Annotated in this window: 20 protein-coding genes; 7 read left to right on the top strand and 13 right to left on the bottom strand. The window is 71.5% G+C overall.

The features are described from left to right. Positions 1 to 736 precede the first annotated feature (736 nt). Positions 737 to 1657 carry a DedA family protein gene (locus CLT68_RS19815; RefSeq protein WP_099852783.1) on the bottom strand — a complete coding sequence of 307 codons (921 nt, stop codon included), beginning with the start codon at positions 1655 to 1657 and terminating at the stop codon, positions 737 to 739. On the opposite strand from CLT68_RS19815, the gene CLT68_RS19810 reads away from it, so the two are divergent. The 4 genes from CLT68_RS19810 to CLT68_RS19795 all read left to right on the top strand — a co-directional run bounded on the left by CLT68_RS19810 (position 1656) and on the right by CLT68_RS19795 (position 4335). Next, positions 1656 to 2438: a carbon-nitrogen hydrolase family protein gene (locus tag CLT68_RS19810; RefSeq protein WP_099852779.1), complete on the top strand. Its 783-nt coding sequence runs from the start codon at positions 1656 to 1658 to the stop codon at positions 2436 to 2438. The two genes, CLT68_RS19815 and CLT68_RS19810, sit on opposite strands and share 2 nt — an antisense overlap. A 65-nt stretch (positions 2439 to 2503) precedes the next feature. Further along, positions 2504 to 3304, top strand: coding sequence for an alpha/beta fold hydrolase (locus CLT68_RS19805; protein ID WP_199177091.1), 801 nt, complete (start codon positions 2504 to 2506; stop codon positions 3302 to 3304). Positions 3305 to 3350: 46 nt separating this feature from the next. After that, a complete protein-coding gene (locus CLT68_RS19800; protein WP_099857372.1) occupies positions 3351 to 3791 on the top strand; it encodes a VOC family protein in 441 nt (146 codons plus the stop codon). Between the two features lie 46 nt (positions 3792 to 3837). Further along, a complete protein-coding gene (locus CLT68_RS19795; protein WP_099852775.1) occupies positions 3838 to 4335 on the top strand; it encodes a DinB family protein in 498 nt (165 codons plus the stop codon). A gap of 9 nt (positions 4336 to 4344) precedes the next feature. Here the strand turns inward: CLT68_RS19795 and CLT68_RS19790 are convergent, their stop codons facing one another. From CLT68_RS19790 to CLT68_RS19760, 7 genes are all read right to left on the bottom strand, one after another. Next, positions 4345 to 5220 (bottom strand): alpha/beta fold hydrolase, encoded by an 876-nt coding sequence (locus tag CLT68_RS19790; protein WP_099852773.1) that lies wholly within the window; start codon positions 5218 to 5220, stop codon positions 4345 to 4347. 111 nt (positions 5221 to 5331) lie between these two features. Beyond that, positions 5332 to 5973, bottom strand: coding sequence for a histidine phosphatase family protein (locus CLT68_RS19785; RefSeq protein WP_088947860.1), 642 nt, complete (start codon positions 5971 to 5973; stop codon positions 5332 to 5334). A 33-nt stretch (positions 5974 to 6006) separates the two neighbouring features. Beyond that, on the bottom strand, positions 6007 to 7449 hold the full coding sequence (locus CLT68_RS19780; protein ID WP_486482245.1) for a serine/threonine-protein kinase: 1443 nt from the start codon (positions 7447 to 7449) through the stop codon (positions 6007 to 6009). 110 nt (positions 7450 to 7559) lie between these two features. Beyond that, positions 7560 to 7763, bottom strand: coding sequence for a hypothetical protein (locus tag CLT68_RS19775; RefSeq protein WP_199177090.1), 204 nt, complete (start codon positions 7761 to 7763; stop codon positions 7560 to 7562). Positions 7764 to 7765: 2 nt separating this feature from the next. Further along, positions 7766 to 8809, bottom strand: coding sequence for a LacI family DNA-binding transcriptional regulator (locus CLT68_RS19770; RefSeq protein ID WP_486482244.1), 1044 nt, complete (start codon positions 8807 to 8809; stop codon positions 7766 to 7768). Between the two features lie 177 nt (positions 8810 to 8986). Then, positions 8987 to 9868: a helix-turn-helix domain-containing protein gene (locus CLT68_RS19765; RefSeq protein WP_247667547.1), complete on the bottom strand. Its 882-nt coding sequence runs from the start codon at positions 9866 to 9868 to the stop codon at positions 8987 to 8989. 145 nt (positions 9869 to 10013) lie between these two features. Further along, complete coding sequence (locus tag CLT68_RS19760) at positions 10014 to 10253, bottom strand: DUF397 domain-containing protein (RefSeq protein ID WP_088947853.1); 240 nt, start codon at positions 10251 to 10253, stop codon at positions 10014 to 10016. Positions 10254 to 10517: 264 nt separating this feature from the next. Between CLT68_RS19760 and CLT68_RS19755 the strand changes: the two genes are divergently transcribed. Further along, positions 10518 to 11168, top strand: a complete 651-nt coding sequence (locus tag CLT68_RS19755) for a GGDEF domain-containing protein (protein ID WP_088951690.1) — start codon at positions 10518 to 10520, stop codon at positions 11166 to 11168. 4 nt (positions 11169 to 11172) lie between these two features. On the opposite strand, the gene rox is transcribed toward CLT68_RS19755, so the two are convergent. The 4 genes from rox to CLT68_RS19735 all read right to left on the bottom strand — a co-directional run bounded on the left by rox (position 11173) and on the right by CLT68_RS19735 (position 14648). Next, complete coding sequence (gene rox / locus CLT68_RS19750) at positions 11173 to 12600, bottom strand: rifampin monooxygenase (protein WP_099852762.1); 1428 nt, start codon at positions 12598 to 12600, stop codon at positions 11173 to 11175. A 162-nt stretch (positions 12601 to 12762) separates the two neighbouring features. Further along, positions 12763 to 13785: a phosphotransferase gene (locus CLT68_RS19745; protein WP_099857368.1), complete on the bottom strand. Its 1023-nt coding sequence runs from the start codon at positions 13783 to 13785 to the stop codon at positions 12763 to 12765. 61 nt (positions 13786 to 13846) lie between these two features. Continuing rightward, entirely contained in the window at positions 13847 to 14320 is a 474-nt protein-coding gene (locus CLT68_RS19740; protein ID WP_099852760.1) for an SRPBCC family protein, read from the bottom strand. Further along, the gene (locus CLT68_RS19735; RefSeq protein WP_099852758.1) at positions 14304 to 14648 is read right to left on the bottom strand and encodes a metalloregulator ArsR/SmtB family transcription factor; all 345 of its coding nucleotides are present in this window, start codon (positions 14646 to 14648) and stop codon (positions 14304 to 14306) included. Before CLT68_RS19735 ends, CLT68_RS19740 begins: the two co-directional genes overlap by 17 nt. Positions 14649 to 14743: 95 nt before the next feature. Between CLT68_RS19735 and CLT68_RS19730 the strand changes: the two genes are divergently transcribed. Continuing rightward, entirely contained in the window at positions 14744 to 15394 is a 651-nt protein-coding gene (locus CLT68_RS19730; RefSeq protein WP_099857367.1) for an NAD(P)H-dependent oxidoreductase, read from the top strand. 285 nt (positions 15395 to 15679) lie between these two features. Here CLT68_RS19730 and CLT68_RS19725 read toward each other — a convergent pair whose 3' ends face one another. After that, complete coding sequence (locus CLT68_RS19725) at positions 15680 to 16171, bottom strand: type II toxin-antitoxin system PemK/MazF family toxin (RefSeq protein WP_099852756.1); 492 nt, start codon at positions 16169 to 16171, stop codon at positions 15680 to 15682. Positions 16172 to 16222: 51 nt separating this feature from the next. Here CLT68_RS19725 and CLT68_RS19720 point away from each other — a divergent pair, with 51 nt between their 5' ends. Beyond that, positions 16223 to 16738 carry an NUDIX hydrolase gene (locus CLT68_RS19720; protein ID WP_099852753.1) on the top strand — a complete coding sequence of 172 codons (516 nt, stop codon included), beginning with the start codon at positions 16223 to 16225 and terminating at the stop codon, positions 16736 to 16738. Positions 16739 to 16764 lie beyond the last annotated feature (26 nt).

Here is a 16764-nt window from a genome sequence, read left to right as displayed (position 1 = left end):
CGGCACCAGTCAAGCGGGGGGCTTGCGGGGGCCGGGTCGGCGACCTGCGAGCGGGGCTCGGGCGCCGGGGTCGGCGGTGACAAGCGCGGGCTTGTGGCGCCGGGGTCGGCGGCCTACGAGCGGAGCTTGTGGCGCCGGGTCCATGTGTAACGACCGGGGGTCGGGGATCATTCCCCGGTGGGCCCACCCGCCGATGTCCGCTCGTGTGAAGCGGTGCTCGGGTGGTCGCTCGTGCGGACTGCAACGACCGGGGGCCCGAGGTCATTCCGGGGGCCGGGCCATCCCGTGACACCCGGTGGGCGGGGCGGTGAGCCGGTAGTCCTGCGATCGTCAGAGTGTGTAACGACCCCGCCCCGGCCATCATTCCGACCGACGGGTGCAGCCGGTCACAGCCCACGGAGCCTCCGGCCCCGGCAAATCACCCAAAGCCCCCACCCCGGCGGTCACGAGCCAGCCCGGCGGTCACGGACCACCTCGGCCGGGCGTGATCGACTCGGCTTCAAGGAAGTCGGGGCATCCAAGACGTCTGGATGCCCCGACTTCACGAAAACCGAGTCGATCAAGTCCAAGGGCGTCCGTGCCAGGGCCTCCCGGATCGGACAATCACCCCAATCGGGCCCTTGAGTCACGGGACGAATCCATCGCGGCCCGGAAAGGTCACCTGGCCGGCAGCGGAACCGTTCGAGGCAGACGTTCTGGAAAGGCCAGAATCGCAACCGATGCAGCGAAACCGGCCCTACCGCTGGTCGGAGCCCCACGAACCGCTGCGGTAGAGCGTGCCGCGACCACCCGGATCAGGCACACCACCGCCAGCCGCAACCCCACGGTCCCCATCAAACCCACCATCGGGCCCGTACCCACCACCGGAACCGAAGCCGCCACCCGAACCGGTCCCCCCATCAGAATCAAAGCCACCACCGGAACCGACCCCACCGGGCACACCCACTGACCGGCCCGAGTCGAGGTCGTCCGATTCGGGGTTGCGGGCAGCGCGCCGTGCCCGCAGCACGCGCGACCCGACGAACCAGGCCAGGCCCGCCACACAGGCCACGATCACGACGTTCTGGAGCACCCCGACGTACCCCTCGACGAGATGCCAGTTGTCGCCGAGCAAATAGCCGGCGAGCACGAAGGTCGTGTTCCAGATCAGGCTGCCCAGCGTGGTGTAGAGCAGGAACGTGGCGACGGGCATCCGTTCAACGCCGGCCGGGATGGAGATTAGACTCCGGAAGATCGGGATCATGCGGCCGAAGAAGACCGCCTTCACGCCGTGCCGGAGGAACCACGCCTCGGTCCGGTCCACGTCGGTGAGCTTCACCAGCGGCAGTCGGGCCACGATGGCGCGCATCCGGTCCCGGCCCAGCGACGCCCCGATCAGGTAGAGCGCCAGCGCGCCCACCACCGAGCCCAGTGTGGTCCAGAAGATCGCACCGATCAGGCTGATCCGTCCCTGGGCGGCGACGAACCCGGCCAGCGGCAGGATCACCTCGCTGGGGATCGGCGGAAACAGGTTCTCCAACGCCACTGCCAGGCCGGCACCCGGCCCACCGAGTCGTTCCACCAGGTCACTGACGTAGCCGACCATCCCATCCTGGGGTGGCTCGGCCGCAGCGGTGGGGGTTCCGGTGGCGAACACGGCGTGGGACGTTCGAATCATGCGCCCACGTTACGAAGTGATCCTGAGAGCCGACCATGAGGCTGACCGCCCGGCCGCGCGGGTGGACCCCACCGGCGGGGATGTGGGAACCCGCACCCCGCTACGGCTCGCGGTGGCGCAGCCGCTGTGCGTACCCCTGGATGTCGCGGCGAACGCGCGGGCGCACGCCGCAGCGGTCCGTGCGGCGGGTGCCCGGGTGGTGGTCTTTCCGGAGCTGTCGCTGACCGGGTACGAGTTGGACGCCCCGGTCGTGTCGTCCGATGACCCGCGGTTGGCGCCATTGGTGGAGGCGTGCGGCGAGGTGGGCGCACTGGCCCTGGCCGGTGCACCGGTCGCGGGTGATCACATCGCGGTGCTGGCGGTGACCGGGGCCGGTGTGACGGTGGCGTACCGGAAGATGTGGCTGGGGGACGCGGAGGCCCGCCGGTTCCGGCCGGGCGATGCGCCGGTCGTGCTCGATGTGGACGGTTGGCGGGTGGGGTTGGCGATCTGCAAGGACACCGGGGTCGCCGCCCACGCGGAGCGGACCGCGGCGCTCGGGATCGACGTCTACGCGGCGGGTGTCCTGGAGTCCGCGCGCGACGCCGCCGTGACGGACCAGCGGGCGCACCGAATCGCCACCGCCCACCGGGTCTGGGTGGCGGTGGCGAGTTTCGCCGGTTCGACCGGCGGTGGTTACACCGAGGCGGCCGGACGGTCCGGGGTGTGGACGCCGCAGGGCGAGGTCGTCGCCCGCGCGGGCACCGAGCCGGGCGAGTCGGTCAGCGTCAGCTTCGGTTGAACGGGCTGTCGACGTCGGACCCATCGCCTACGGTGGGGCCACCGTCATCGACACGAGGAGGGGCCGTGGGCGAGACCGCGACGACCGGCACGGTCCGCTCGGCGGACGGCACCACCATCGCGTACGAGCGCAGCGGCTCCGGCCCTGCGGTGATCCTGGTGGACGCGGCGGGCGGGTTCCGCGAAATGGGTCCGATGAGGTCACTGGCGGCCCACCTGGCCGAGCAATTCACCGTGCTGACCTATGACCGGCGGGGCCGGGGGCAGAGCACCGACACAGTGCCGTACGCGCCGCAGCGGGAGGTCGAGGATCTGCAGGCCCTGATCGACGACGCAGCCGGCGGGCCTGCCGCCCTGTACGGTTTCTCCTCCGGCGCGGTGCTGGCGCTGCTCGCCGTGGACGGGGGCCTGCCGGTCACTCGACTGGCCGTGTTGGAGCCGCCGTTCGAGCAGGACGAGCAGTCGCCCGACGAGCCGGACCTGGCCGGGGACATCACCAGGCTGGTAGCCGCCGGCCGGCGGGGCGACGCGGTGCTGCATTTCCAGCGCAGCATCGGAGTGCCGGCGGAGGTGATCGACGGTATGCGCGGCGGGCCGGGCTGGTCGGCCATGGAGGCTCTGGCGCACACGCTGGTCTACGACCTCACCCTGCTCGCGGCCCTGCCGGCCAAGGCGCTGACCACACTCACGATCCCGACGTTGGTGCTCGACAGTGAGCAGAGCGACGCACGGTTGCGAGGCTGGGCGCAGGGGGTGGCCGAGACGTTGCCCGCCGGTCGGCACCGCACCCTGCCCGGCGAGTGGCACGGCGTTTCGGACGAGGTGCTGGCGCCGGTGCTTGCCGACCACTTCGCTGGCCGCGACTGAACGACGACGCGTGGCGCGTGGCGTACGCCTCGGGCAGGATCAGCTGATGAGCACTGTCCCCTCCCGGCTGTCCGTGGTCACGGTGGGAGCACGCGACATCGCGGCGTTGCGGTCGTTCTACCGGTCACTGGGGTGGCCTGAGCTGCCTGCCAGCGACGACGGTTGGTCGGCCTTCCTGCTCGGTGGTGTCCTGTTCGCGCTCTACCCGCTGCCGGAGCTGGCCGCCGAGGCGGCGCCGGGCGTGCCCGCCCCGACCGGTGGCTGGTCGGGCGTCACCCTGGCCTGCAATGTCGACAGCCGCGAGGAGGTCGACACGGCTTTCGCCGTGGCCGTCGAGGCGGGCGCGACGGTGGTGGCGGCGCCGACCGACCGGTCCTGGGGTGGGCGCTCCGGCTACATAGCGGACCCGGAGGGCAACCGCTGGGAGATCGCCTGGGCGGGCACGGCCCGCTTCGACCAGCGCGGCGCGCTCACCTCGTTCGGCTGAGCGGCTGGTGTTTGCGCCTCGACCATGACCTTGGAATGCTTCGCGGGTGACTTCTTTTCCGGGGACGTTCGCTCACGATGTCATCGACCAGCCGGCGCAGGCGCAGATCGAGGCGTTCATCGACGAGCACCGCCGGGCGCTCAACGGCTGCCTGGACGGGATGACCGAGGAGCAGGCGCGCCGGTCGTTGGTGCCGTCCCGGACCACGCTCCTGGGTCTCGTGAAGCACGCCACGTTCGTGGAGAAGGTCTGGTTCGACGAGGCCGTCACCTGCCGGCCCCGCTCCGAGATCGGCATTCCCGCGACGCCGGACGAGTCGTTCATCCTCGATGACGACGACACGATCGCCTCGGTCCAGCGAGCACACCGCGAGGCGTGCGAAGCCTCCCACCGCGCGACGGCGTCGTTGGGCCTGGACGACGTGCTCCGCGGCAACCGGCGCGGCCCGCTGCCGCTGCGTTGGGTTTACCTGCACGTGCTGCGCGAGCTGGCCCAGCACTGTGGGCACGCCGAGATCCTGCGTGAGCAGCTCCTGGCCGAATAGCGCGGACGGTCAGCCTGCGTCCAGCACCTCCCGCAACCGTGTCGCGAACTCCTCGGGCTTGCCCGCGTAGCCGAACTCACCCCCGAGAAAGCCGCCGTGGTGACTCGGGAACACCACGGGCTGCTGACCGAGGACGGCCGCCATGCCGAGGGCCGTCCGCGCGGTGTACGTCCCCGCCGACTCTTCACCGACCGCGATCACGATCCGGGTCGGTGCGGCGGTGAGCAGGCCCGCGTCGGGCTGGTAGTCGGTGATCGCCCACGAGTTCCGTGACAACAGCGGGTCGTCGCGGGTGCCGTCGTCGTCGGTCGACATGCCGAACATCGCCGGGTCGGGGGTGGGCTGGGCGAAGTAGGCATCGGTGAACTCGCCCTGCCACGACGTCATCGCGATGAACGCGGCCATGCCAGCGCCGGTGCCCTTCGCCTGGTACGCCTCGTAGAAGCCGGCCCGCGCGCGCTCGGCGGCGCTGGCGTCGGGGAGCACCGCGTTGATCGGCGGCTCGTGCGCCACCAACGTGACGACGTCGTGCGGGTACGTCGCGACGAGTTCGAGTGCCGTCACCGCACCGCCGCTGCTGGCGAACACGTCGACCGGGCCGGCGCCGAGCGCCTCGATCAGCAGGTGCAGGTCGGCCGCCTGCTGCTGCGGCGTGTGGTCGATGCGCCCGTCCTTGCGGACGCTGCGGCCGAGCCCGCGTGGGTCGTAGGTGACGACGGTACGGTCGGTGAAGTGCGGGGCGAGCGCGGTGAAGCCCTCCGCCGTCATCGGTTGACCGATCATGAGCAGCACGGGGTGCCCGCCGGACGGGGGCAGCGGACCGCGGACGTCGTAGACCAGGTCGACGCCGGGCACGGCGAGGGTGTGTGTCTGCGTTGTCGTCATGTCGGTGAGACTACGGCCGGCGGAAACCGATGGGCGAGCACGCCGTGCCGGCGGCATCCATGCACGTACCGGTGGATCGTCCAGGACGACCGGGTGCTCGGCGGTACTGGATCACGCTTTAGCCCACCCGCCGGTGTCACCGAAGCGGCGCAGCGTCCACCGGGCAGGCGGCCAACCGCCGGGGTCGTGGTCGGTGGTCCATTCGGTGATCGAGGCCGGAGGCACGTCCAGGTCGAACCCCCGAAAGACCGGCTGCGCGGCGAGCGCGTGGAACGCGCCCTCGACGGTTTCGCTGTGACCGACCAGAACCACTGTGGCGCCCCGGTGCCGGTGGGCGATCTCCATGATCGCCCGGCTGACCCGGACGACCAGTTCGGCCCAGCTCTCGTTGCCCTCCTCGAACGGCCGGAACACGCCCCCACCGGGCACCGCGTGTTCGGTGCGGAAGCGGGCGGTCGGCAGGCCGTCGGCGTACGGGGGTGTGTGCCAGGTGCACAGGCCACAGTCGGCCACGGGCCGAACGCCGAAGGCGGTGGCGATCGGTTGGGCGGTCTCGACCGCCCGGCGCAGCACGGACGAGTAGACCGCCACCGGCCGGTCGGCGGCGACCTCGTTGGTGAGCCGGTTGGCGAGATCGTGTGCCTGTTCGTGGCCAAGGGCGGTGAGACCCCGACAACCACGTGGCCCGCCCACGATTCCTTCGAGCTGGTGGAGCGACTCGCCATGTCGCACGAAGATCAGACGTGTCCGCATCGGGACATCATGCCAGCGGTATCGACGGGGATATCAGTCGTCCGTACGGCCGGTGGTGAAGCTGCCGGTCTGCGCTAGCAGAGCGTCGAGTTGGGCGCCCGTCTGCGCTGCCAGCCGGTCGCGTTCCACCAGCTCGGCGATGCGTTCCCGCAGGTCGGCGACGCGCTTGGCCCGGTCCCTGCTGTGCCGGCTCAGGTCGGCCAGGTCGTCGCGCAGATCTTCGGCGGTCCTGCGGTCGACGTCACCGCGGGCCACCGCGTTGGCGAGGACGGCGGAGAACCCGCTGGTCACCTCCCGCAGGCTGACCGGCACCTGCTGCCCGGCGGTCGGTGGGGCGGTGCTGGCGCTGGGTCGAGGCGAGGAGGGCACCGTCGGCGTCGGCGACTGCGTCGTGGGTGTGGGCTTGGGGGCGGAGGTCGACGGTGGGGCGGCCACCTGCGGAGAGCTGGGTGCGCCCGGTGTCCCGAGGGGACCTTCGGCGAGCAGGGCGCCGACGCCGACCAGCACGGCGAGGCCGGCTGCGCCCAGCACGGCGAGGGGTCGGCGCGACCGGCGGCGGGCCGGCGCGGCGACCGGGGCGGGGCGTGCCGCCGAGCGGTCGATCAGGGTGGGAGGGTGAGCCGCCGGGAGGACACGCCGCAGCAGCTCGGTGGGCGGCTCGACCGGCTGGCCGGCACCGAAGCGGCGGGCCAGGTGCGCGGCGCTCGGCCGGTCGGCCGGGTTGGCGGCCAGACAGGCGAGGGTCAGCTCGGCGATGTCGGCGGGGAGGCCGGGCACCCGCAGCGGCGGCACCGGAGTGCCACGTCGGTGCACCTCCAGCGCGTCCTCCCAGCTCTGCACGGGCAGCGGCGCCTGCCCGGTGAGGGTGCGGTAGAGCAGCGCGCCGAGGGCGTAGATGTCGCTGGCCGGGTCGGGCGGGCCGGCGGTCAGCCGCTCGGGGGCGAAGTAGGCGGGTGTGCCCATCAGCGGCTCGCCGGACTGACTGTCGAGCCCGCCGAGGGCGGCGATGCCGAAGTCGAGCACCTTGGCGCCGGTGTCGGTCAGCATGACGTTGCCGGGCTTGACGTCGCGGTGCACGACGCCGATGCGATGCGCGGCGGCCAGTGCGGCGGCGATCTGCCCGGCCACCCGGACCGCCTCCGGCCACGGCAGTGGCCCGGTCCGCAGCCGGTCGGCCAGGTTGTGGCCGTCGACGAGTTCCATCACCAGGTACGGGACAACGACGCCGCCGGTCAGGGTCGCCTCGGCGTAGTCGTACACCTGGGTCACGTGTGGGTGGGTCAGCCGGGCGGCCGCGCGGGCCTCGCGTTGGATGGTGGCCCGCAGTTGCGGGTCGGCGGCGAGCTGCCCGGCGAGGACCTTGATGGCGACGGGCCGGCCGAGCACGTCGTCGTCGGCCCGCCACACCTCGGACATGCCGCCGAGACCGATCCGCTCGTGCAGTACGTAGCGGTCGTGGAGACGGAGGGTGGGCATGAAGGGCGACATGGCTTCACCAGTCTGCCTGGTCACGCCCAACTCGACCACCCTCCGTGTCCGGGCCCACACTGTTCGTCCCGTGCATGCCGGAATGGGTTTCGTGCGGGTCAGGAGCAGCGGGCGGTGCCGGGCAGCGGTCGCGGCTGGATGTGGTCGGCGAGCCGGCGCAGGGCGAGGGCGGTGGCCTGCCGGGTGGGGGCGAGCAGGGCCCGGCGGGGGCGTTCGACCTGGACCGGGGCGTCCGGTCGGGCCGAGTTGACGTGTCGGTTCATGGCGTCGAGCGCGGTGATGTAACCGGTGGGAAGTTCCATGGTCAACTCCTCGGGACAGGTCCGGTGGAGGCCCGGACGACGAGTGCGGTGGGCAGCAACACATGACCGGCCGCGGCGTCCGCGGGCGGGTCGAGCAGCAGTTCGGCGGCGATCCGGCCCTTTTCCTCGGCCGGTTGCCGGACGGTGGTGAGGCCGGCCGCGGCGGCCTCGGGGACGTCGTCGAAGCCGGTCACCGAGACGGTCGGACGATCATGGGCCGGCCGCGCGGCCAGGGCGTCCAGCACACCGAGCGCGAGGACGTCGGAGCCGGCCAGCACGGCGGTCGGCGGTGCGGGTTGGTCGAACAGCGCGGTGATGGCTGCGGCTGCCGCCGGGCGGCTGTTGCCGAGGACGTTGACCAGGGTCAGCTCGGCCCAGCCGACGCCGACCTCGGCGAAGGCGTCGGCGAACCCGGTGAGCCGACCTCGGGTGGTCGGGTGCGACACCTGGTCGACCCCGGCCAGGGCGAGAGGGCCGGCCGGCGCGTCGGGCAGCACGGAGTCGGCGAGGAGCGCCACCCGGCGATGGCCGAGGGCGGCGACGTGCGCGGCGGCACTGTGCGCGGCGGCCCGCTCGTCGATGCCGACGAACCGTTCGTCGGCGCCGGCGTTGTCGCGGGGGGCCGTGCTGACGAACGGCAGCCCGCGTTGGCGGATGACGTCCAACGCCCATTCCTCGTCGGCGACGCAGTAGACGCAGAACCCGTCGACCGCGGCGTTCTCCACCGCCCGTCGGGCGTCGGTCACGGCCTGCGGCAGCGGCACCAACAGCATGCTCGTGCCGTGCCGCTCGGCCGCCGCGCCGACCCCGGCGAGGAAGCGCACCGCGAACGGGTCGGTGAAGGCGTACGACAGTTGCGAGGTGAACAACACCCCGATCGACCCGACGAAGCCCCGGCGCAGGGAGCGCGCGGTGGGGTTGGGGCCGGGGTACCCGAGTTGACTGGCGGCCTCCAGGATCCGCTCACGCAGGGCGGCGGAGAGCTGGTCGGGGCGGCTGTAGGCGTTGGACACGGTGCTGCGGGAGACGCCGACGGCGTCGGCCACGGCTTGCAGTGTTGGCTTCACCGGCACCCCTCTGTATCGATTCAGTCTGTATCGATCCAGAGACTAACCCGACCAGTTGGCGGCGGTCAATACGTAAAAATGCGCGCCAGCCTCTCTCGGGCGGGAACGCGGATCGACGCGGTCAGGGCAGGCGGACGACCGCCGCCCCGGCAGCGGTCACGCCGGGTAGAGCTCGTCCAGCAACCGGCCGAGAATGTCCGGCGTACGCTCCGGCGGCTCAGCCTCGACGCAGAGCCGTTCCATGGCCACCGCGTAGTAGTCGAGGTCGTCGCGCTTGTCGAGGTAGATGGCGCTGGTGAGCTGTTCGATGTAGACGATGTCGGGCAACTCCTGGTCACCGAATCGCAGGATGGTGAAGGCTCCCCCGGCGGCGGCGTGACCACCGGCCGCGAACGGGATGACCTGGAGCCGGATGTTGGGTGACTTGGTCGCCTCGATGAGAGCGGTGAGCTGGCCGCGCATGACGGCGGGGCCACCGATCGGGCGCCGTAGGGCTGCCTCGTCCACGACGGCCCAGAGCTGCGGTGGGTTTTCCCGGTGGAGCAACTGCTGACGCTGCATCCGCAGGGCGACGCGACGCTCGATCTCGTCCGGACCTGCCGCGCCGTGCCCGAGCAGCACGACAGCGCGGGCGTAGTCCCCGGTCTGCAACAGGCCGGGGACGAACTGCACCTCGTAGGTGCGGATCAGCGCGGCTGCGGCCTCCAGGCCCAGGTACGACTGGAACCAGGTCGGCAACACGTCGCCGTAGCGGTGCCACCAGCCGGGGCTGTTGGCGTCGCGGGCCAGCTTGAGCAACGCGTCACGCTCGTGCTCCTCGGTGACGCCGTAGAGGGTGAGCAGGTCGGAGACGTCGCGTTCCTTGAAGCCGACCCGACCCAGCTCCATCCGACTGATCTTCGACTCAGAGGAACGGATCTCCCAGCCGGCGCCCTCCCGGGTCACCCCGCTGGACTCCCGCAGACGGCGCAGCTGGGCACCGAGCAGCATGCGCAGCACTGTCGGCCCGGTTGTCGGGCCACCCTCGGCGGGAACCATCGTCACGTGCGGACCTCCGGACACCAACCCCCGTGACCGGGTACCTGGCCCGGCCGACGTGTAAGCATGCCATGGACCGACAGTGAGATGAACTCCTCCGCACCGGTGATTCAGTCCCGTCGCCGGGACGGCTCACGCGGGACGGTCAGTTGATCAGGTGGTCAAAATCCCCGTCGCGCGCTCCGAGCACGAAGGCGGCGATTTCGTCCACTGTGTAGATCAGCGCCGGGCCCTCCGGGTGCCGTGAGTTGCGGACCGCGATGCCCGCTCCCCCGGGCAGCTCGGCGAGTTCGACGCAGTTGCCGCTGGGGTTGCTGCGGCGGCTCTTCTGCCAGCTCAGCGGAGGCAACTGATGGATCGGTACGCCATTGGGTGGCTGATGCATGGAGGCGTCTTTCTGCTCACGAGCCCGCCGGTGGCCGTGGGAGGAGCGGTGACGGCGAGGGGTGCGGTATCGACTTCGGACAGTTCTGCACGTGCATCTGCTATTGCATCTGCATCGGACGGCGAGCATGATAACGCACATGATCGGTGCCCATCCGTTCACGTTGAGTTACCCCCGCAGGGGCAACCATCAGGCAAAAGTGGGCCCGACGCGGTGTGACGTGTCGACCGGAGGCTGGAGGCGGTCGCGGGGATGGGAGGGTTCGTGCCGGATCCGATGAGTGTCGCCTCCGGGATCTGCGCGGCCGGCGCCCTGCTCTCCTCCTGGCAACTACGCCGACGGGCGGTGCGCGCCGAGGCCGAGATCGATCACCTTCAGGCCGAGCTCGCCGCCGAGCGGCACGCCGCGAGTCACGACCCACTCACCGGGCTGCCCAACCGGCGCGCCTTCTACCGCCTGGCGGCCACCCTGCTCACCGACGCGGCCGGTCAGCCGTTGATCGCCGTGGTGCTCGACCTGGACGACTTCAAGCAGATCAACGACCGGTACGGGCACGCCGCCGGCGACCAGGTGCTGATCAGTGTGGCCGACCGGCTCGCCGGCTTCGCCGGGGACAACCTCGTCGCCCGCCTCGGTGGCGACGAGTTCGCCGGGCTGCTCTCCAGCCCCACAGTCGACCGGCGCTGGATCGAGCACTCCACCCGCCGACTCGCCGAGACCGTCGCCGCGCCGATCCGGCTCAACGGGTGCAGCGTCCGTGTCACCGCGTCCGTCGGGCTCGCCCCGGTGTCCGGCCCGGCCCAGCTCACCGACGCGCTCAGCCGCGCCGACGCCGCCATGTACCAGGCGAAGAGCCTCGGCGGTGCCCGGTCACCCCGGCAACTGGTCGACAGCGCCTGGCTGACCGAGCTCTGATCGTTCAGCTGGCTGCTGCGCCGAACCATCTGGGCAGCTGGCCGAGCAGCTCCGTCTGGTCGTCGCCCACCCACGCCACGTGGCCGTCCGGCCGCAGGAGCACGGCGGGCACGTCCAGTTCCTCGCTGACGTCGACGACGTGGTCGACCCGGTCCGCCCACCCGGCGACGGAGAGCCGGCCAGTCTGGTCGAGCAGCAGTCCGCGGCCACCGCGCATCAGCTCGTAGAGGCGTCCCTGCTTGAGCCGTACGTCGCGCAGGTGGCGGCCGAGCATCTCGTGGCCCTCGCCGAAGTCGTAGCGGACCCCGATCGCGGTGACCTTCTCGATCAGGTACCGGTTGACGTCCTCGAAGTCCAACAGCTCCGACAACAGTTGACGCACCGACCGGGGTCCAGGCTCGGGCGACAGCAGCAGCATCTGCGCGCGGGTGTTGGTCAGGACGTCGGCGGCCACCGGGTGCCGTTCGGTGTGGTAGCTGTCCAGCAGCCCGTCCGGCGCCCAGCCGTTGACGGCGGCGGCCAGTTTCCACCCGAGGTTGAACGCGTCCTGGATGCCGAGGTTGAGCCCCTGCCCGCCGGTTGGCGGGTGGATGTGCGCCGCGTCGCCGGCCAGCAGCACCCGGCCGGTCCGGTAGCGCTCGGCCAGCCGGGTGGCGTCGCCGAAGCGGGAGAGCCAGCGCGGTGAGTGCACGCCGAAGTCGGTGCCCGCATACGCCAGCAGTTGTCGCTTGAACTCCTCGATGGTCGGCGGGACCGAGCGATCCTCGACCACCCCCTCGGCGGGAACCAGGACGCGGTACACCCCGTCGCCCAGCGGCCCGAGACCGAACCGCAGGTGCGTCCTGCGCACCTCGGCCACCACCTCGGCCACCGTCTCCGGTGCTACGCCCACCTCCATCTCGCCCAACAGGGACTCGACCCTGCTGGGCTCACCGGGAAAGCCGACGCCGAGCAGTTTGCGCACGGTGCTGCGGCCACCGTCGCAGCCGACGAGATAGCGCGACCGCAGCTGCCCGCCGTCGGCCAACCCCACCGTCGCCCCGTCGTCGTCCTGGCTGAGCCCGACCAGTTCGCAGCCGCGCCGGATCTCCACGCCGACGTCGGCGGCGTGCTCGCCCAGCAGGCGGTCCGTCGTGGTCTGCGGGATACCGAGGACGTACGGATGGGCGGTGTCCAGCCCGCTCGGCGACGGCTTGGGAATGGCGGCGAAGAAGCCACCGACCGGGTGCTGCTGGCCGAGCGCGAGGAACCGCTCCAACAGGCCACGCTGATCCATCACCTCGATGCTGCGCGCGTGCAGCCCGAGCGCACGGACGTACGGGGTCGGCTCGGTCTCCCTCTCCACCACGAGCACGTGCACCCCGTGCAGTCGCAACTCGCTGGCCAGCATCAGGCCGGTCGGCCCACCGCCGGCAATGATCACATCGATCATGAAATCCCCCGATTTTCCCAGTTTTGGGCTCCGGCTGGTGATTCTGCGGCACGACCCGGGTCTTGCCGCAAGGCCCCGGGTGCGATATATGTTGGAGGTGGCAAGGAGCGCATGAGCTCCTTGCCTTTGTTGTTTCCCGTCGCGGGCGGCCGGGTCTTGCGGTCAACGCCGCCGGTCGAGATCGCGCAGCGCCGCGTCGGCGAGGGTGACCAGACCGACCGGCGACACCAACCCCCGCACGATGCGCGCCGCCCGATCCCGGTCGGCCGTCTCGGCGTCCGGGTCCAGCGCCTGGCGGGTCCAGTCGCTGAGGTCGTCGAGCGCGCGGAGCGCGAGGAACCACGCCAGGCGGGCCGGATCGATGTCGGCCGGGCCGTAGCCGGCGAGAACGGCCTTCTGCTGACGGGTGCTGATCGGCGCGAAGGCGAGCACCCCACCCAGCACGAACATCAGGTCACACTCGGGCGGGGCGAGCACCACGTCGTCCCAGTCGATCAACCAGACCTGCCCGTCCGGGCCGAGCAGCAGATTGCCCAGGTGCGGGTCGCCGTGGCAGACGACGGCCGGGCCGGGCCGGGCGCGCTCGTCGACGGCGAGGCGCTCGACCTCGCGGGTCAGTGTGACCACCCGATCGACCATGCCGGACCACACGCCCGCCAGCTCCGCGGCCAGCGGCCCGGCGAGGTCGTCCGGGTCCGGATCGCGCAGCCGCTCGGCCACCGCGCGGGTCCCGGCCACGATCGAGGGGTACGCCGCGCCGCCCGCCGGCAACAGTCGTCGCACCTCGTCGGTCACCGGCACCGCGTGCACGGCGGCCAGCACCTCGCCGTACGCGCGCCAGTGCGCGTCGGTCATCGGGCCGTCGAGCGCCCGCTGATCGGAGACCCAGGGCACCACCGAGAGGCGGTGGCCGTCGTGTTCGACGGACAGCCGCCCATCCCGGGTGGGCATCGGTGCGGCGATGCCCGACACCCCCTGGCTGGCCAGGTACGCCGTCACGACCAGCCCGGCCGGAGTGCCGCCACCGCTCAGTTTGACCGCGTAGCGAAAGCCGTCGACGCTGTGGGCCAGCCACAGTCGGGCGCGCTGGTCCGCGCCGTGGGTCACCCGTTCCAGTGTGGACAGGCGCAGGCCGAAGCCAGTGTGGATCCGCTCGGCCACCTGCCGCCTGATGTCCTCGGTCACGCGGACACCATGCCACCGGGCGGCCCACCGGCCCACCGCTTAACCGGGGACCCGGGCGGAGTCAGCGCAGTGTGGCGAGGTGCCGGTCCAGCGCGGCGTACGACTCGGCTGCTCCCTGGGCCATCCCGGAGTCGATCATGCCGTCGCGCTGTGCCGTGGTGTCGAAGCGGGTGCTGCTCGTGATGGTGGTGCGCCCGTCCTGCTCGGTGAAGACCAGCGTCTCCACCGCCACCTGGCCGGGCAGGCCCTCGAACTCGAAGGTCTGCACGATCCGCTCCGGCACGACGATCTCCCGGTATTCGCCGCGGAAGGCGTAGTCGTTGCCGTCCTGGGCGTGCTCGACGCAGCGGTAGTGGCCGCCCACCCGGAAATCGATCTCGACGTCCAGCGGGTTGCCCCGCCCCCACCAGTGCTTGAGGTGCTCGGCCTGGGTGTGCGCGGCGTAGACCAGCTCGCGTGGGGCGTCGAAGGACCGGGTGAGGGTGACCTCCCGATCGGACGGCAGGTCGATCGTGAGGTCAGGGAGATTGTTCATGGCGGGCCTCCTTCAGGTCGCGTAGATAATCGTCCAAGGTGTCGTAACGGTCGTCCCAGAGTCGGCGGTACTGGTCGACCCACTCGGCGAGCGTCCGCAGCGGTGCCGGGTCGAGCCGGCAACGACGCCACTGCGCCTCACGGGTCCGCACGATCAGCCCCGCGCGCTCCAGCACCGCGAGGTGCTTGGAGATCGCCTGGAGGCTGATCGGGAACGGCGCCGCCAGCTCGTTGACCGTCGCCTCGCCGGTTGCGAGCCGGGCCAGGATGGCCCGGCGGGTGGGATCAGCGAGTGCGGCGAACACCGCGCTGACGGGATCTGTTGTCATCTGCCGCTTTCAACCTGTCGGCTAATCAACTTCTTGGTTGAATATACGGGCGCCGTCCGGGTATGGGCAAGCAACTCGGCCGAAAGGAACTCGACGTGGCGACCATCCGCGCCCTCGTGCTCAACTGCACCCTCAAGCCGTCACCGGGTCCGTCCAGCTCCGAACAGCTCGGTCGGGAGGTGCTCGACGAGTTGGCCGCCCAGGGCGTGGAGGGCGAACTGGTCCGGGTGGTGGACCACGATGTGCGCTTCGGCGTGTCCACCGACGAGGGTGACGGCGACGGCTGGCCGGCGATCCGCGCCAAGCTGCTGGCGGCGCAAATGCTCATCATCGCCACGCCGATCTGGCTCGGCCAACCGTCCAGCGTCTGCAAGATGGTCCTCGAACGTCTCGACGCCGAACTCTCCGAGACCGACGACGAGGGCCGGCTGCTCACCTACGGCAAGGTGGCCGGGGTGGCCGTCGTCGGCAACGAGGACGGCGCGCACCACACCATCGGCCAGGTGCAGCAGGCGCTCAACGAGGTCGGGTTCACCCTCGCCGCCGCCGCGGCGACCTACTGGGTGGGTGAGGCACTACACAAGGTGGACTACCGCGACGCCGGCCCCAAGCCCGACACCACCGGTCGCACCACGAAGGCGCTGGCACTCAACACCGCACACCTGGCGCGGCTGCTTGCCGACCGGCCGTACCCGCCGCCGGACGCGAAGGGCGCCGCGGTCGGCCCGAGCCGCGAGTCGGCCTGACCACGTCGGTCAGGTCCGTGCCGCTTCCTGACCCCGGTCGCCTACCTGCGTCGCTGTAGAGCTGCCCCGGTAATGGGGCAGCTCGCAGCGCAGCGGCCATCGGGCCACACGCGGCATCCACCTCGGACGCCCGTCGATGGGGACAGCTCGCAGCGCAGCGATCATCGGGCCGCACTGCACCACCTCGGACGCCCGTCGTTGCCGGACAGCACGCAGCCCAGCGCACCCCGGGCGCGCGGACCACCCAGACGCCCCACCCGTGGGGCAGCTCTACAGGTGTGCGGGTCAGCGCCAGCCGTAGCCGGCGCGCAGCGCCTGCCCTACCCCGTCGAACCGGGGCCGGTCCAACACGGCGCCCTCGCGGCGGATGCTGTCCTCACGCATGGTGAGCACCCGGTCCAACCGGACCCAGCTCGGCCGGTTGTCCCGATCCCACTCGCCCGGCCCGAGCGCGAACCAGTGCCGCTGCCCGTCCCGCTCGCTCTGGCTGGACAGCATCAGCCCGAACAGCGTCCGGCTGTGCCGTCCGACGACCAGCACCGGCCGGTCCTTGCCCTGGCGGGGGTCGTCCTCGTACGGCACCCACGTCCAGACGATCTCGCCCGGGTCGGCCTGGCCGTCGCGCTCCGGAGCGTAGGTCAGCTCCCGACGCTGCAACGCGCTCACCTGGCGGCGGCGGGCCACCTGCGCGGGGGCCGGCCCGGTGCGCCGAGGCGACGGAATCACCGCGCCCACCCGGGAGATGCGAGCCGCGACATTCCTCAACAGACCAGCCACGGCGGGCAGCCTACCCGCCGCCCCGAGCGGTCGGTGCGACAGACTGGCCCGATGGACGAGCTGCCCCGCGACCTGCCGATCCTGGAACGACGCGCGGTGCGGGTGGTGGTCACCGACGGCTTGGATCGGGTGCTGCTGTTCCACACCCGCGACCCTGACCACCCCCGGCTGGGCACCTGGTGGGAGCTGCCCGGCGGCGGCATGGATCCCGGAGAGACCTACCTCGACACGGCGGTGCGGGAGCTGCACGAGGAGACCGGCATCCTGGTCACCGCCGACCAGGTCGGCGCACCGACCTGGCGCCGACGGGCGAGCTTCCTGCACCGCCAGCTGCGGCACGTCCAGGATGAGGTCGTCGTCAGCGTACGGCTCGCCGGTGCCGGTCCCGACGTGGACGAGGCGCACCGGCTCGACTACGAGTTGGAGGACTACTTCGCCTTCCGCTGGTGGCCTCTGCCGGAGGTGATCGCGAGCCCGGAACGGTTCTATCCCGGGCAACTTCCCCGGCTGATCACCGCCTTCCTCGCCGGCGAGGAGATCGACGAGCCGTTCGAGCTGTGGTCGTGAGCCGGGTCGGCGGGCAGAGTGGGGGC

The organism is Micromonospora sp. CNZ299 (genome assembly GCF_002754415.1).
Note: the sequence above shows the minus strand (reverse complement) of the source record. Positions and strands in the feature narration are given on the sequence as shown.